The 15,565-nt window shown below is 54.6% G+C and carries 17 protein-coding genes and 1 pseudogene; 11 read left to right on the top strand and 7 right to left on the bottom strand.

The window, feature by feature from the left end; genetic code table 11:
- Window positions 1-185 precede the first annotated feature (185 nt).
- The 4 genes and pseudogenes from ACPOL_RS13515 to ACPOL_RS13530 form a co-directional block, all read left to right on the top strand.
- Window positions 186-2,375 carry an RICIN domain-containing protein gene (locus ACPOL_RS13515; RefSeq protein ID WP_114207524.1) on the top strand — a complete coding sequence of 730 codons (2,190 nt, stop codon included), beginning with the start codon at window positions 186-188 and terminating at the stop codon, window positions 2,373-2,375.
- 190 nt (window positions 2,376-2,565) lie between these two features.
- On the top strand, window positions 2,566-2,982 hold the full coding sequence (locus ACPOL_RS13520) for a LacI family DNA-binding transcriptional regulator (RefSeq protein ID WP_161557339.1): 417 nt from the start codon (window positions 2,566-2,568) through the stop codon (window positions 2,980-2,982).
- Window positions 2,983-3,237: 255 nt separating this feature from the next.
- Complete coding sequence (locus ACPOL_RS13525; protein WP_114207526.1) at window positions 3,238-5,409, top strand: glycoside hydrolase family 31 protein; 2,172 nt, start codon at window positions 3,238-3,240, stop codon at window positions 5,407-5,409.
- Between the two features lie 415 nt (window positions 5,410-5,824).
- Window positions 5,825-6,076 (top strand): annotated as a pseudogene (locus ACPOL_RS13530) (helix-turn-helix domain-containing protein); the annotation flags it as partial.
- 349 nt (window positions 6,077-6,425) lie between these two features.
- Here the strand turns inward: ACPOL_RS13530 and ACPOL_RS13535 are convergent.
- Entirely contained in the window at window positions 6,426-7,226 is an 801-nt protein-coding gene (locus ACPOL_RS13535) for an SDR family NAD(P)-dependent oxidoreductase (RefSeq protein ID WP_161557340.1), read from the bottom strand.
- Window positions 7,227-8,006: 780 nt separating this feature from the next.
- A complete protein-coding gene (locus ACPOL_RS13545) occupies window positions 8,007-9,029 on the bottom strand; it encodes a type 1 glutamine amidotransferase domain-containing protein (protein ID WP_414633347.1) in 1,023 nt (340 codons plus the stop codon).
- Between ACPOL_RS13545 and ACPOL_RS13550 the strand changes: the two genes are divergently transcribed.
- From ACPOL_RS13550 to ACPOL_RS33545, 5 genes are all read left to right on the top strand, one after another.
- Window positions 9,030-9,479 (top strand): hypothetical protein, encoded by a 450-nt coding sequence (locus tag ACPOL_RS13550; protein WP_114207530.1) that lies wholly within the window; start codon window positions 9,030-9,032, stop codon window positions 9,477-9,479.
- A 162-nt stretch (window positions 9,480-9,641) separates the two neighbouring features.
- Window positions 9,642-10,079 (top strand): MarR family winged helix-turn-helix transcriptional regulator, encoded by a 438-nt coding sequence (locus ACPOL_RS13555; RefSeq protein ID WP_161557341.1) that lies wholly within the window; start codon window positions 9,642-9,644, stop codon window positions 10,077-10,079.
- A 61-nt stretch (window positions 10,080-10,140) separates the two neighbouring features.
- The gene (locus ACPOL_RS33540; protein ID WP_161557342.1) at window positions 10,141-10,509 is read left to right on the top strand and encodes a DoxX family protein; all 369 of its coding nucleotides are present in this window, start codon (window positions 10,141-10,143) and stop codon (window positions 10,507-10,509) included.
- 47 nt (window positions 10,510-10,556) lie between these two features.
- Window positions 10,557-11,081, top strand: a complete 525-nt coding sequence (locus ACPOL_RS13565) for a hypothetical protein (RefSeq protein ID WP_114207533.1) — start codon at window positions 10,557-10,559, stop codon at window positions 11,079-11,081.
- A gap of 333 nt (window positions 11,082-11,414) precedes the next feature.
- Window positions 11,415-11,627 (top strand): hypothetical protein, encoded by a 213-nt coding sequence (locus ACPOL_RS33545; protein WP_161557343.1) that lies wholly within the window; start codon window positions 11,415-11,417, stop codon window positions 11,625-11,627.
- 210 nt (window positions 11,628-11,837) lie between these two features.
- Here ACPOL_RS33545 and ACPOL_RS34105 read toward each other — a convergent pair whose 3' ends face one another.
- Genes ACPOL_RS34105 through ACPOL_RS34115 form a run of 3 tightly spaced genes read right to left on the bottom strand, consistent with a single transcriptional unit; the run spans window position 11,838 to window position 12,760 of the window.
- Window positions 11,838-12,281 (bottom strand): LysR substrate-binding domain-containing protein, encoded by a 444-nt coding sequence (locus ACPOL_RS34105; protein WP_236657461.1) that lies wholly within the window; start codon window positions 12,279-12,281, stop codon window positions 11,838-11,840.
- 32 nt (window positions 12,282-12,313) lie between these two features.
- Window positions 12,314-12,487: a hypothetical protein gene (locus ACPOL_RS34110; protein ID WP_201759352.1), complete on the bottom strand. Its 174-nt coding sequence runs from the start codon at window positions 12,485-12,487 to the stop codon at window positions 12,314-12,316.
- Window positions 12,488-12,517: 30 nt separating this feature from the next.
- The gene (locus ACPOL_RS34115) at window positions 12,518-12,760 is read right to left on the bottom strand and encodes a LysR family transcriptional regulator (RefSeq protein WP_201759219.1); all 243 of its coding nucleotides are present in this window, start codon (window positions 12,758-12,760) and stop codon (window positions 12,518-12,520) included.
- A gap of 325 nt (window positions 12,761-13,085) precedes the next feature.
- Here ACPOL_RS34115 and ACPOL_RS13580 point away from each other — a divergent pair, with 325 nt between their 5' ends.
- Both ACPOL_RS13580 and ACPOL_RS13585 read left to right on the top strand, forming a co-directional pair.
- Window positions 13,086-13,733, top strand: a complete 648-nt coding sequence (locus tag ACPOL_RS13580; protein WP_161557344.1) for an ester cyclase — start codon at window positions 13,086-13,088, stop codon at window positions 13,731-13,733.
- Between the two features lie 33 nt (window positions 13,734-13,766).
- Window positions 13,767-14,072, top strand: coding sequence for an antibiotic biosynthesis monooxygenase family protein (locus ACPOL_RS13585; protein ID WP_114207536.1), 306 nt, complete (start codon window positions 13,767-13,769; stop codon window positions 14,070-14,072).
- 68 nt (window positions 14,073-14,140) lie between these two features.
- Here ACPOL_RS13585 and ACPOL_RS13590 read toward each other — a convergent pair whose 3' ends face one another.
- Window positions 14,141-14,605, bottom strand: coding sequence for a DUF2141 domain-containing protein (locus ACPOL_RS13590; protein WP_161557345.1), 465 nt, complete (start codon window positions 14,603-14,605; stop codon window positions 14,141-14,143).
- Window positions 14,606-14,649: 44 nt separating this feature from the next.
- Window positions 14,650-15,558 (bottom strand): SDR family NAD(P)-dependent oxidoreductase, encoded by a 909-nt coding sequence (locus tag ACPOL_RS13595; protein ID WP_114207538.1) that lies wholly within the window; start codon window positions 15,556-15,558, stop codon window positions 14,650-14,652.
- Window positions 15,559-15,565: the final 7 nt, after the last annotated feature.

The following is a 15,565-nucleotide window of genomic DNA, read 5'->3' on the forward strand; positions in this document are numbered from 1 at the left end:
ACGCAATGATCGACCCAGATCAGTCGTAGCCACACAAGGACTCTTTGGACATTACCTTGTTACCTGCCACAACCCTAGCCATCTATGAACCCTCCAGCGAAGCGGGGCTTCATACGTCGATGCAAGTTGAGCAGCCGGGTGTGAGAAGATGCCACGCTCAAACGCAGCACCACAGGAGACTTTAGATGAAACATATACGCGTGGTACTTCACACCCTGACATTTGCTTGCGCGGCCGTATCGTGCTTGCTCCCGGCTAGGCCCGCGCATGCTCAGATAACTGAAATTCCAAACGAAGCCAACCCAGCTATGGCTGCTTACAATGCCGGTTTCTTGGTTCAGGCCAACGGGCAGACTTTCTATACAAATGGTTACCAGCAAGGCACAGTGGCTGATGTCGAAGGAGGTTGGACAGGCGACCAGGACCTTTATGTGCTTGAAGATCGGTATGAATACACGCACAATATAAACGACTTGAACCTCATCAACGCAGCGTTAACTTCAATGCTTACCAGCCCCTCATGGCTTGGCAACGGCGGCTATATTACCGAGGACTACGAGCCTGCCGGAGTCACGCCGTCCAATCCGTGCACAGCCAACTGCCCCGATGGTTGGAACGATGATATCGGATGGACCACGGCTTTATACGCCCGTGGCTATCTGTATACGGGAAATCAGGCTTACTTAACAGAAGCCGAGAAAGGCTGGACCTTTGTCATGGACGGCCGTCCGGGCGACTCCAACGGTGGAGGGTGGAACTCCCAGTATGGCGGTATTACCGAGACAAACTTCGATCAAGGAAACTGCCAGGTCAGCAATTCGAATTTCGTTTACGCCGGCGTCTGGCTGTACGAGGCCACCGGAAATACGACATACCTCAATGGCGCTGAAGCGATCTACGCTTGGGAGCGCAAGTATCTGGTTAATACTACGGGCAGCACCATCAACAACTCGCAAGGAACCTGGTTGCCATGGCAGGTTATGGGATGTACGAGCGATCCGCAAGGCGATGTGTCAACTTACGCAAATGACAACGTTTTTGATAACGGAGGCGTCATCTACGCGGCAACCGAACTCTACCGCGTGACCGGTAACCAGCAGTACTACAATGATGCGTTGGGGATCATCAACCACGTCTACGGCGAATATAATCCCACCGCGAATCCCCCTCAGCCTCTCAGCACGGATAACCCTATCAGCAACACGGCTAACTATAATAACCAATACATGCCCCAGAACTACGTCTTTACGCGTGCTCTGAGCAACTTCCTTACAGTTGCGAGTGGATGGTGGAGTTCTCCGTACGCCACGTGGGAGCTAAACAATGCCCTGGACGCGTGGAACATTCGCAACAGCCAGGATCTTATGTGGAATACCTGGAACCAGCAGACGCCCGTGCTAAACACACCGACAAGTGGGGAACAAGAGCCTGGCGCTATGGATGTGAGCTCCGGCGACGCTATATGGCAGCAATTTCCTCCTCCCACGATGAACCTGGCCGGCACCTATGAGATCCAAAACGTCAACAGCGGATTGGCGCTCAATGTCTCTGGAGCCTCGACCGCGAACGGAGCGGAGGTGATTCAGTATCCTTTCTCCAGCGGACAGAACAATTCTCTGTGGACCCTTGTCCCGACCAGCGGCGGCTATTACCACATCAACAATGTCAACAGCGGCATGGTTTTAAATGTCTCGGCAGGCGGTCCAGGCGGCTCGGGGATCAACGGAGCGGCAATCATCCAGTGGTCGGCGCAGGGCATGATTCCGGGAAACGACCAATGGATGCCGGTGCAGAACTCGGACGGAACATTCTCCTTCTATAACCTTTATAGCAAGCAGGCCTTGGACGTGCCCGGGGCGAGCACCGCGAGCACAACGCAACTAGATCAGTGGTTTGCCAACGGCACGCCGGCGCAGAAGTTCAACCTCATTCAACCGAGCCTTAACCTGTCTGGAACCTATGAAATCCGGAACGCCAACAGCGGTCTGGCAGTGAATGTTTTCGGCGGCTCAACCTCCAACGGGGCAGAGATCATTCAGTGGCCTTTCAGCGGCGGAGCCACAAACGCGGAGTGGAGATTCGTTTCCGCAAGCCCCGGCTACTATCGGATACAGAATGTAAACAGTGGCCTTTACTTAAACGTGACAGGAGCTTCAACAGCATTCGGTGCTCCCATTGTCCAATGGAGTACGTCGGAAACTAACAACGACCAGTGGAGAATAGTGCAAAACTCCAACGGAACATATTCGTTCTACAACGCATACAGCACAGAGGCGCTCGATGTTCCCGGGGCAAGCACTACAAGCGGCACCCAACTCGACCAATATGGGGAAAATGGCACTCCTGCACAGCAGTTCAACTTGATTAGCCAATAAACAGCGCGCTGCAAGAGGTTATTAGAAACGCTCTCAAGCGCAGAGCTTCACGAAGGGAAGCTCTGCGTGGATCCCGATTTGGTGGTTGTACTTGAAGAATCTCAAACGAGCATATATACGCGGAGTATCTTGAACGAGTTCCATAGGTTCGCAGGAGGGATGATGCCGTCTCCTGGTGGAGGATATAGCCTTGCACCTGTACATCAACGTTCATGATGATCCAGCAAAACCGAAGGCACCCACACTTGTTGATGTTGCTCGAGAGGCGGGTGTCTCATTAAAGATAGCCTCACGCGTGCTCAACGGGTCCGCTCGCGTCAAAGAAGAGGTAGTGAATTGTGTTCGTGATGTCATGAGTCGTCTGAATTATCGTCCTAATGAGCTTGCGCGAGGATTAAGAGCACAGAAATCCGCAGCCATCGAAATGATCGTCGTCGATTCGTCCAATCCGTTCACCGCAAGCGTCGTCAAGGCTGTTCATGAGATCGCCCGGGCCAACGGATACATGGTGGTTCTGGCAAGTTCGGGAGGCTATCCTGCCGCTGAACATTTTCACATCGTCCTGTCTGAGCGGACGCCCACGTTGCAAGATGCAATGGAAATATAGACCGCAATGAGGTTACATGGTGGGAGCAGGATCGCTTTAGCTTCTTTAGCAACCTATCGATAAACGTCCGGTCTGTAAATGATATCGCTTAATGGTCACAAGATGACGATAGGCGTAGGATTGATTGATATGTTTAGTTATCCGTATGTAACTTGCTGTCCATTCAGCTATGGCAGGTTGATGTTCATTGTTTACGGCTTGGACTTACCGTAACTAACGCTAGTTATTACCATACGCATAGTCATCTCAGAAAATATGATCACTCGACGCAGCGCTCGCGAAGTTTGTTTTGGCATTGTCACTTTTTTGGTTGGAATCCAGTTCTCTGCCGCACAGAGCAGCATTTCAAGCAGCAATGGAGCCCGCGATGCCCCTAAGAACGTCCCCGCGCCCCTCGTGATCGTACGTCCGGCCATTGTGCCAGGTGTCTTTCACGTCGTGGTGGATGCGTTGCCCGACGCAGCAGTGCCGCCGGCGAGCCCCTTCGTCGTCGCACCAAGCGAGTCGGTTCCGCCTCTCGTTGGAGACCATTCCTCCGGGACGCTGACGGGTGATCCAGCAGATATATCGAATCCGCTTGTTCTAAAGTCGCCTGCAGGCAACATATTGCTGACGCTGAAGAGCGTCGCCTCGGACAGAGCCTCGACGACCTTCACATTCGAGCACGATCCGCATGACCGATTTTACGGCAATGGCAATGAAAGTGAAAACCATGCCGGGCCGCTCGTTCACACCTCCGGCAAACAGGTAGTCGTAAATGGCGCCACCACCGTACCTTATATCTGGTCGCCGTCCGGCTATGGCATATTGGTGGCCAACGATATTTTCGACGTCAATCGGCATATTGTATGGTCGGATTTCAACGGAACCCTAACCTGGACGGTGCCTGACGAGTTCGCCGACATCTACCTGATTGCTGCGGCGGACAGCGCGGGTGTGCTCGGCGACTACGCCCGTCTAACTGGATCGGCGCCCATCCCTCCCCGATGGACTTTCGGGTTCATGCTCAGCCGGTGGGGATACAAAGATGCCAGCGACGTACAGGACAAATGGCAGGAATTCCGCGACCGAAAAATACCCGTCGATGCTTTCATATACGACTACGATTGGTATGTAAACGACTGGCAGTTCAATCCCGCGACTTTTCCCGACCCTGCTACCAATCTCGCGAAGATGAATGAGATGAACCTGCATTTTGTCGGTATCCGAAAACCGCGCGTCGAGGGCGTCCACGCCGACTACGCCAAGGGCCAGGGTTGGGCTATTCCAGCACCCTTCGGGACGGACGTGCGCTTCGATATTACGCGTGCGCGTGCCTGGTGGTGGAACCATCAACTACCGCTGCTGAAGACAGGTGTCGACGGCTGGTGGAACGACGAGGCCGAACAAGCTTACGATGAATTTTTCTACATGTCGCAGCAGCAGTATCTAGGAGGCCGCGCAGCGAGCTCGAACCGGCAGTGGTCGATCAACCGAGCGTTTTCTCCTGGCTTGCAGCACTATGGCGCAGCGGTATGGACTGGGGACATCAACTCCGATTGGGAGACGTTTCGCGAGCAGCCGGGAACCCTTCTCAACTGGACTTTGGCAGGGATGCCTTACGTCTCCCAAGATTCCGGTGGATTTCAGAGTACCCCCACGCCGGAGCTCTACACGCGCTGGATCGAAGAGGCGGTCTTCGTCCCAATAATGCGTGCGCACGGCACTCACAACTCTCCGCGATGGCCCTGGGCTTTTGGCGACGCCGGGCTCGCGGCGATGACAAAAGCGATCGATCTGCGCTATCGGCTCATTCCTTATATCTACACGCTTGCTGATGCAAACTATCGCACCGGCCTGCCGCCGATGCGACCTCTGTTCCTGGAGTTTCCGGACGACCGGGCAACGTGGTCGTTGAATGACGAGTGGATGCTAGGCGATCGGGTGCTGGCCGCGCCTGTGCTGAAAATGGGCGGCGAACGCAAGGTTTATCTGCCGGCAGGCGGCTGGTTCGACGGAAATACGGGCAAGGCCGTAGCCGGAGGGCAAATGCTGGATCTTTCTCCAGTTCCACTGGACGTCATTCCGTTTTACGTGCGCGCAGGCACTATATTACCTATGGGTCCAGTGACGCAGTCGACAGCAGAAGCCGAGGATCCGCTCGAGATGCGCATCTATCCTGGAGCCAACGCGGCCTTCTCGCTCTACGAAGACGATGGCAATACCTATAGTTACGAGACAGGCTCCTTCACTCGCATTCCAATGCAATGGGACGACCGCAGACGCAAACTTACCATAAGCGATAGACAAGGTTCCTATCCGGGGATGCTGACTACACGCCACTTAGTAATCGCGCTCCCCGACGGCAGCAAGAAACAAGTGACCTATATGGGAAACAAACTGACTGTGCGATGCGGCAAGGGCCTACGAAGAACACAAGGAGAATAGTTGAAGGCGCGGCGAATGGAGGATAAATGTCATCACCTCTGCTGTCGGTTCCGTCCGCCGTTTGCGCTACTGCTTTTGGTGGCACTGGATTAACTCTGAGGCTCATCCGATGGTACAGGCCTTCAAATTAGCAGAGGCGTAGAACCTTTCCTGGTCAGGCGACAGAGCCTGCTCCATCCGATCAATTGCCGGTTTGCCCAGCGTGCTTTGAGCGACTGTTCATAGAAGGCAATCCGCTTACCGGGAGTGTTGACCACTTGCAATTCCTCTTCTCACTGCCAGATGAACAACACACACAAGTACCCACCTGTTTATTGGTTGCTTGGGGGAGTTATTGAGAGATTGTCGAATTGATTGGTATGTCATAGTCGGTAAAGGCCGCCCGATCTGACCGGTCTGGTATGGAGTATGCCCAGCAACCTTCCATAGCCAGTTCAAGGCGACTACTGCAATGAGTCCGCTGCAGTATCAGAGACAGTTAGGTCTGTTGTATGCGCGACGGCCAATGCTCACACGTGGATCGAACGTCGAGACCGCCGCGATACAAGCCAATTACGAGAGTGCGTCGCAGTTCAACCGCGAGTACGCCCGCATATTCGGCCGCCCTCCCCGCCGCGATGTACATGCACTTGAAGCGGCGCCTGTGGATTCTGCCGGGCACATGTGAACGTAGCGCATTGGAGTAAATTGAACGCAACCGATGAAGGCCATCTTGGCATTCCTTTTCGTGGTTCTCTATACGAGTTCCGATCCGCGTAAAACTCTTCCCTAGACCGCAGAGCCTGCGAGGGAGATAGTTGATGCTGACCATCGCCAGTCATGGCGGGCTGATCTTCCTGAGGGTGCTCCTCAGAAATACTTCATGTCCTCGAGGTCTTCAATGATGCTGGGCCCGGTAGGATTCCATCCTAGAGTGTTGCGCGTCCACTCGCCTGAAGCCGGCATGTCCAAGGTGCTCCTGAGCCTTCTCCGGAGGAATCGAAACACCGGTATCTTGATCCTTCGCCGATTGCACCTTAGTTCGTTGTCGGCATCATGCCGCCATCAACGCGTAAGTTGGCACCTGTGATGAAGTCAGCTAGAGGACTTGATAGATAAGCAACCATGTTTGCAATGTCTATCGGTGAGCCTATCCTGCCGGCCGGCAGACGCGTTTGCTGCACATAGAACTGCTCGAACGTGTCAAAGCTGTACTCCTGTCCCTGTGAGGTCATCATCTCCCGTGCCCCAGCTTCCATCCCCGGTGTTCGGATGGGTCCTGGGCTGACTGTGTTTGCCGTCAAGCCGGTCCCGCCAAGTTCCTTTGCTAAAGAAACAGCTTGGGCGATGTTGGCAGCCTTCGTTGTACCGTAAATAGCAACAGGCGGACCTGGCATCGGGCCAAGGAAGCTGCCCAACATCACGACCCGGCCCCACTTGCGCTCCACCATCGCGGGAACAAGCTGCGTGACCAGCCGTACGACCGAGCCCACATTTGAGTTGTACAGATCGAGCCACTCAGCTGCAATCGATAGCAGCCATGGCTTCATGGGAAATGCCCCGGCGTTGTTGACGAGGATGTCGATATTGCCAAAGGCTGACAAGGAGACGTTTACGACCTTAGCCGTTTCCTCATCGCTTCCAAGATCGCCGATGGCGGCGATGGCCATTCCTCCTGCCGCTGCGATCTCCTGCACCACGCGATCCGCTTCGGGCTTTCGCCTGCCATGAACAACAACCCGAACACCTTCCCCGGCAAGAGTTTTCGCGATCTGTTCCCCAATTCCGCTTGTACTGCCTGTGACCAAAGCACGCTTCCCATTCAGCCGTAGATCCATCGACGCCTCCTTTTCATAATGACCACTATGGAAAGTATGCGGGGGTTGCGGAGTCTGGTCAAGGGATTTCATAATACTTGCTATGGAACTGCTAAAGCTCAAGGATGATGCTCCTGTCTAGTCACAGCGGCCCGATCGGTCGTATTCAATTTTAGGCCAGCTTCCGGCGCTTTGCTTCTGGCGCGCAACGGAGTGACAGTTCGCCCGCTCAACGAGGCGAGCCTAAACGTGAAGAAGTGACTGGTTTGCCGTGCAGATGATGATTTGAAGATCGCCAGCGAATTTGTCCGCGCATACATGCGCAGAATGCCGGACAAGAAGAAGATCAACAACTGACGCTTCCCATTCCGGCATAGTGCAATCACTCGACGGAAGTCGGCTTCTTCCGAGGCACTTGATCGATAATTTGTATTTCTATTTGCCCTGACCAATTGCAACTGGGACAGGTCACGATTCCGGTCGTGATTGCTCTCATATCCAATTCTGCGAGATTGATGGATGTGTCCGCAGTTTGGGCAAACGTGAACGCTCTCCCAGGAGAGTCCTTGTTCAGTGTCTGCGGAATTTGCGGCCATGGCTCTCCCGCCTCGCGGGTTGTCCCGGCGCAGGAGAAGAGGCACTAGTCTCGTTTCGATCTGGGCCTCAATCTCAACGCCGGCTATCACTTGATATCCGCGCCCGGCAAGTCGCATAGCAACCTCGTTGCCAATGCCAGTTCCGGCACCCGTCACAAGCACAGTTTCCATTTTTAGCCGCCTTTCACTTAGTTGTGTCGCTGCTTCACTGTGCGCCGTTCTGGTTGCAGCCGCGATTGCAACGGATGCGCCAAGCTTCAGCAGGTCGCGACGGCTCAAGTCGCCCGATCCAGAGGGGGGGCGAACTGGCCGCTATCGCATCACGGCCATCACGGCTGGTTTTCCTCGTTCCGTCCGCATTAAGACGATTGCCTCGCGCGTTTCGGTTAGTCATCCCGTCCAGTTTGGATTCAAGCCGCGTGTTGTGACGCGTCTCGGCTGAGGAACTCGATGATTGCTTACTGAACGCAGGTATGTCGTCAGGTTGGCGGCTGGTGATTAAGTGACCATCCACTACGACTTCCTGATCGACCGAGTTAGCGCCCGCGTTGACAAGGTCGGATTTAACCGATGACCACGAGGTCATGGTCTTGCCTTTGACCACGCCGGTTTCAATGAGTGTCCAAGGGCCATGGCAGATCGCGGCAATCAGTTTTCCGAAGGCAACGAACTCAGCAACGAACTTCACGGCCTTTGGATTGATCCGCAGCTTGTCAGGATTAATGACACCGCCCGGCAGTAGGAGTGCGTCAAACTCCTGCGCATCGGACTCCTCGAGCAATTGGTCCACTGGAACGTTGTCACCCCAGTCAGTGAGCTTCCAACCCCTGATCTCACCACCCTTCGGCGAAATTACCACCGTGGTCGCGCCGCGGCAATCCAAGGCCTTGCGCGGTTCTGTGAGTTCCACTTGCTCGAATCCATCGGTTGAGAGTATCGCGATTCTTTTCCCTTTTAACGAAGTCATATGAATGCCCGATCTGTGGGACCTTGGAAAGGTCCTTTGCGCGGTGCGCGGTGCCCATCTATAGATCAGGGCAGCCGAGGTGGGAGACGTTTCTTGCGGATCGGGCACTCCTGCCAACGAATTATGCGGAGTAATAGGTGGCCGAACCCATTCACATCGTCCAGCATCATCATGTGATCTGCAGCTGTCGTACATCAGCAATGCTACATCTTGACAGACAAGTCTCTTGACCGTCAAGATAGACGACAGGAGAGTACGCATATGAATTCTTCTCTCGATAGCCTGCTCGTCGCCGCGGTAATTGTGCTGTCGGCGGTTCTGGGTGGCGGAATGTATGAGCACCTCGTGATCGATCCCTCCTGGCCGAAGCGTCCCGACTTGATTCAGCCCAGCCGGGGAGGTGTGAGGAGAGGTAAGTTCTGGCTACCAGCACACCTGCTCTTCGAGGTTCTCCTGCTGTGCTCGCTAGCAGCGTTCTGGAAGCTGCCAGCCATCAGACTTTGGCTGCTGGCAGCTCTGTGCATCCATATCGCAACCCGGCTATGGTCCGCGTTCGACTTCATTCCCAAAGCACTTGCATTCGAAAAGGCCGACGTAATCGATGAGACGCTCGCAAGAAAGTGGATACTCAAGAGCAAGTTTCGGCTTCCGCTGGAGCTGCTGACGTTAAGTCTTTTGTTAAACGCCTTGCGTGTAGCGTTCGGAAGATAGCGGAACGCGAAGCCAAATTAATCTCGTGGCGTTCAAGATCGTGGCTGACGGAGAGCGTAGGAGAAGCGAAATGAAGCAAAAAGAAAACTGCCCAAGGATCTAGTCGGTCGCCTGTTCGCCGCACTCCGTGGAGTCGGGGACCAAGGAGAACTGACTCGCGCGGTGATCGCCGAAGTCCTCGGCTTGAATAAGACGGATCTCGCTGGGGTCGATTTCCTCTACTCGCAAGACGGGACTTGCACAGCAGGAGAGCTGTCTAGAGCCACGGGACTGACCTCAGGGTCGACGACGGCACTAATTGATCGGCTGGAGAAAGCGGGCTATGCCGTAAGAGAAGATGACCCGACCGACCGCAGGCGGCAGATCGTTCGCCTGAGTGACAAAGCTCATGCTCGCTGCGAAGCGGTTTACGAGCCTATCAGGAAGGAGATGTTCAAACTCTGGTCGAACTATAACGCGTCCGAGCTGGAACTCATCGTGCGGTTCCTCACCGAAGGCGTCAAGCTTCACGGCACCGGCCTTGAGCGTCTGCGCAGTACCCGGTTCGATTCTGTCGCAAGAAAAGCGCAGTCATCACCCAAGGCAAGAAAACGTCCGTAAATACATACGCCCTGCCTGTCGCCTGGAATACGTCCCGACTTCTGAACAGGAATTCGATCCTATGACTACGAAATCGCTCAATCTCACCTACTGGATCACAACGTCGACATTTTGCTTAATGATGGCGGCGTCTGGTGTGCTCTACCTGACAAGCATCGGCTTCAAAGAAAGATTCGCGCACCTAGGCTTTCCATCTTATTTCCGAGTTGAGCTCGCCCTCTTCAAACTCGCCGGCGTAGCCGTGTTGCTCCTTCCATTTCCTCGGTTCCTTAAGGAATGGGCATTTGCGGGATTCTTCATTGTTCTGCTGTCTGCATTCATCGCACACCTGGCGAGTGGGGATGGCCCCAAGAAAGCAATGGCACCCGTGTCCATGACGGTTCTCTTAGCCGTCTCGTACATGGTCTTCAGCATGATGGGTCGTAAGTAATGTTTGCCTCGCCCAGCACGTCCGATTCACGGGTGGGAGGAGAAGCGATGAATAAGACGCGCCCTGATCGATGGCTTCTTTTGGCACTGTCTTCGTTTTGCCTGCTCACCGGCGCGAGCCTGTGGGAGACCGTTGTCTTTGTTCCTGTTTGGGCGTCGGGCAGTCCAGCCACCTTGTCGGTGATCCGGGCGAATGTCGGTATCGACTCCACGGTCTTGTGGATCGTCCTCCACTCTCTATTCGAGGCCATCTATTTGGCGGCTCTAGTCCTCAACTGGAAGCTAAAACAAAGACGAGCTGGGTTGCTTGCCATCGCCGTCGTGTATGTGTGCCTTCGCTTGTGGACTACCGCCTACTTCGCACCGACGTTTTTGGCCCTTCAGAAATTGTCCTCTGCTTCAGATATACCCGAGGCTCTCATCGAAAGCACGGTGCGCTGGAAGAACTTGAACTATATCCGCACAAGTGCGTTGGTCGCTCTCAACATATGGATGCTGAAGTACGTTAGCACCGCAATTCAGCCGATTCCTGCCGATTCAGAATTCTCCAGAGTAGACCGGAGCTGCTCATGACATTGGAGGTCAGCGTTATGGAGGCATCGAGTTTGCATGGTGGCGTTGGCGGTTCTCACGCTCGCGAAGGAAAGAATTATGTCTACCCGGGGACCGCATGACTCCCTGTGTTGTCCCCAATCCTCGTGGGCATGCCATTTGCCGTCTTCTTGATGGAGCATTTCTTGCGCGAGATGTCATGCAGGGCGCTCCGCAATGGCTGCCTTGGCACCTTTTCTTGATCCTCTTTATCGGTGTGGCATTGCTTGCGGCTATCACCAGCCTCATTTGCAGCGTGTGCCAACGATTGTTGTACAGAGGTCCCAGTTATTGATTCCGGGGAGTTACCTAGCGATGACAGCGCACGCATCGGACAGCCGGGAGCGGCAGCACAGGGAAAGCGTTCACGTCTGCCCAAACTGTGGACTCATCATCAATCTCGCCGAGTTGGATTTGAGAGCAATCACTACCGGAATCGTAAGCTGTCCGAACTGCGATTGGTCTGGCCAGATCGAAATACAAATCATCGACCAGGTTCCTCGTAAGAAGCCGACTTCAGCCGAATAATTCCACCACGCTGCGATGGGAGGTTGCAGCTGTTGTTTCTTGTCGGCATTTGCGCGTTTACGCGTGGACAAATTCGCTGACAGTCTTTGAATCGTCATCCGCACGGCAAACCAAACATGTTTCCAGTTTTTGATCCCGTGCAAGGTAAAATCGCGCTGGCGACCGTCGATGGTCCAAACGGAAAGCACGGAGAAGGCTCCGGCACTCCTTTCATCGTTGTTCCGCTTTACCAAGGGACTTCAAGACCGCCCTTGCCACCACTTCACGAAACGCCTGCATCGCTGGATCGTTGTCTGTGCGTTCGTGCCAGACGAGCTTGATTTGCGTGACGATCTTTGGCAAAGGTCCGACGATCACACGCAGCCCAAATCGCTCTCCGAGAAGTTCCATCAGGGTTGACGGAATGGTCGCCACAAGATCTGTCTTTGCGATGACGACGGCAGCGGCAATAAAGTTCGGCACGGTCACCGCAACCCTCCGATCGATCCCAAGCCGCATGTAGGCTTGGGCAAGCTCACTATATCCGCGGCCGGGTGCTATCTGCACATCAACGTGCTGAAGCGCAGCGAGTCGTGATTTCGTAATTCGCCCACTGGTATGGGGGTTGCCGCGACGCGCGGCCAGGACGCTGCTCTCTTTGTACAGCGGCATCATATGTGCCCCGGGCGCCTTCTCTTCTCGTGCGATCAGCGCGGCATTTCCATACTGGAAAGGCCACCGGACGAAACGTATGTGTCGATACCCACTGCGCGGAGCTGAGCGCACGGCATCTCCTTCATGACCAGCTTCACGATCTCCGGAAAGCGAGCCATCGTGGTTGCATCGGCGAGGGCAAGCGTGAACTGCTTGGTAGTGGTCATCGGGTCGAAAGGATCCTTCTGTACCAAGCTTTAGAGTTCGCTTAAAGCGCGCTTGAGGGCTGGCGCGAGGCTCGCCGCATGCGGCGTTGGAACGATTCCGCGGCCACTCCGGATCACGAGAGGATCCCCGAGCAAGGAGCGAAGACGTGCGAGTGAGTTGCTGACAGCCGACGGCGTCACGTGAAGATGCTGCACCGCGCGCACGACGCTGCGCTCCGAAAGCACCGTGTCCAGGACCAGAAGGAGATTCAGATCGATTTGAGATAGGCTCACGAATAGTGATTATATATGTCACGAATCATCACTGGTGCAATCTGTTGCGCGGCCTTACGCTCTAGGTGTGAGCTTGTCCGATGCCCACGCCTTCCTGTCAGTTCTCGTTGCCTGCCGACTCCACGGATCGCGAACCAACCGAAACCAATGAGGACTCCCAATGCAGCGATCAGAGCGAAAAAAGGCCAGCTTGAGTTCGATTCACTACGGAGGTGCTGATAGCAAACGCGGCCTAAACAATCTCTGCGCAAGGCCCTCGTGCTGCGACATGATCGCATGCATTCTGCTTAGTTTTGACTCAAACCATCAACCCAGGGAGAAACTTATGAAGCTGGTAACTGAGACCAATTTCTTTTTGATCAACTCCGACACAATCGACGAATTCCACGAGGCGGACCGAAGCTACACTGCATTTGCCAGTCGACCGAAAGGGGTGATCGGCATGCGCAACATCTTCCTAATCGTCGCTCTGCTGGCGGCAACCGCAGTCGCTCACCCGCAAAGTGAAGTCAAGCCGGAAAAGAGTGGAGACATGTCTGCTGAAATTGCGAATCACAAACAAGCCGTCACGATACTGTTTGAAGAATGCTTCAGCCAGGGCCATATCGAGCGTTTGCCAGATGTGATTGCCTCAGACTACCAGGGATCGAACGGAGAAAGCGGCCCACCTGTATTAGCAGGCATAATCACCGGAATTCGCACTTATCTCCCGGATGCTCGCTACACATTGGAAGATATGGTCGCGGAGGGTGACCGGGTGGCTGTTCGCTGGCGGCTGGAAGGAACACAGGACGGCCCGTTTCACGGGTTTCCAGCGACGCACAAACATGTCACAACCTCCGGGATGGCCATCTTTCAATTCAAAAAAGATCGGATCGCAAGTTCGTGGATTTTGAACGATTCACTTCGATTTATGCAACAGATCGGAGCCCTGCCAAGTGAAATCAAGCCTCCGATACAGCCCACAAAGTAAGCTTTGGCTCAAATAACCACCCAAGGAGGAATTATGAAGCCGGTAACACAAATCAATGTCCTTTCGATCAAACCCGAAAAAATCGACGAATTCTTCGAGGCGGACCGGAGCTACATTGCGTCGGCCAGTCTGCCGAAGGGCTTGATCGGTAGCCGACTGTACAGAAGTCTGGATGGCAAATCAGCTGTGCGGGTGAGCCAGTACGAATCTGTCGAAGCCCACAAGGAGTATCACCATAGCGAGGTTCTTCGGCAGCAGATCGACCTGCTGCGCACCTTCGTTGAGTCCTCGAGCCCCGGCTTTTATGAGGAGGCTTACACCACTGGCGATTTCAAATAGCCTTCGCCTCTTGGGGCTGGCCACAAGCGCGCCCGTCTGTCTGTGGGCGCTTGGGTTGTAGTACGAACTCAATAGATCAGCTTGACTTCAACGCTTTGATCGGAGGTGAGAGAGAACTTGGCCTCATCGAACACAGGTGCATGCATCTTCTTGGCAGCGCTGTTGGAAGCGCCAAAACCCTCTCTTGGAATCCCGAGCATGTTCTTGTCAAGCTTGCCATCATTGTTTTCATCGTGAAACACCATGACTGCATAGGTGCCCTGCGGCACCCCAGAGAAGACAGCTTGAGCGTTCAGTGTCTGAGGATCGATCTTCGCGGGTTGCGTGCGGAGCGCCTTAGATGAATCTCCGGGAAAACCTTCGGGGCTGTGGAACAATGCGACTCGCATCACTCCCTTCGCGTTCCGGGCGTTGATGATGTGAATGGTCAAGGTGGCCGGGTTCGGCGATTGCGCCGGGAGCGGCACCGTGCATAACAACGACAGAACCAGAAATAGAGACATGGGCTTACCGAGAAACCTTGCTCTTATCATTCGTACATCTCCTTTTCTTATAGCTTTGGCCATCAGCTTCGGGCTTAGCCGGCATGAGCGGTCTTTCCGCCGTCAATCACCATCTGCGCACCTGTCATGTACGGAAAGTCGTCTGATGCCAGTGCAAGAGCAAATGTGGCGACCTCTTGGGCGGAAGCCATCCTGCCCATGGGAATATGAAGTTTGGCGTTCGCTCCGGCTGCTGCCTCCCAAACCGGATCTGGGACGTTCTCCATATGGGCGACGCGGCGGACAAGGGCCGTGTCTGTCGTGCCAGGGATGAGCGCATTGACGCGGATGCCTTTCTCCACATAATCCAGCGCCGCCGATTGTACGAGGCCAACCAGCCCTCGCTTGCTGGCGGTGTATGCCGATTTCTTTTCGGTCGTGGCAATCGCATTCGACGACGCTGTTACGAGGATGTTCCCGCCGCCATTTGTAAGCATGTAAGGAATCTCGTACTTCATTGCCAGAAAAGTTCCGCGTAGGTTCGTGTGAATGACATCGTCCCATTCTCCGGAACTGTACTCGTGCAGCGGCTTCTCCAACGTGATGCCGGCATTGTTGAAAGCAACGTCCAGACGGCCATATCTAGCCACAACCTGATCTACAAATTGTTTGACTTCGGCTTCGACCCGTACATCCGCACGGATGTACGTCGCTTCGCCGCCTTTCGAGCGAATCTCTTGCTCTACTTCGCGGCCCAGGTTTTCGCGTCGGCCGCAAAATCCGACCTTCCCGCCTTCCGCAGCAAAGGCTACCGCAGCGGCTCGGCCAATTCCCGACGTTGCTCCTGTAACGATGACAACCTTGTTCTCAAATCGGCGTTTTCGCGGTGCAGAAACCGCCACTAGCGGGGTGGATCTACTACAGGCCGAGACGGCACCCATCACGGCCGCCGCCGTGAATCCCAGCATTGCTCTCCGATTGATACGAGAATTTCTTGTGCTCATGGTGCCT

Origin of the sequence: Acidisarcina polymorpha, from assembly GCF_003330725.1 — a bacterium.
Taxonomy (GTDB): domain Bacteria; phylum Acidobacteriota; class Terriglobia; order Terriglobales; family Acidobacteriaceae; genus Acidisarcina; species Acidisarcina polymorpha.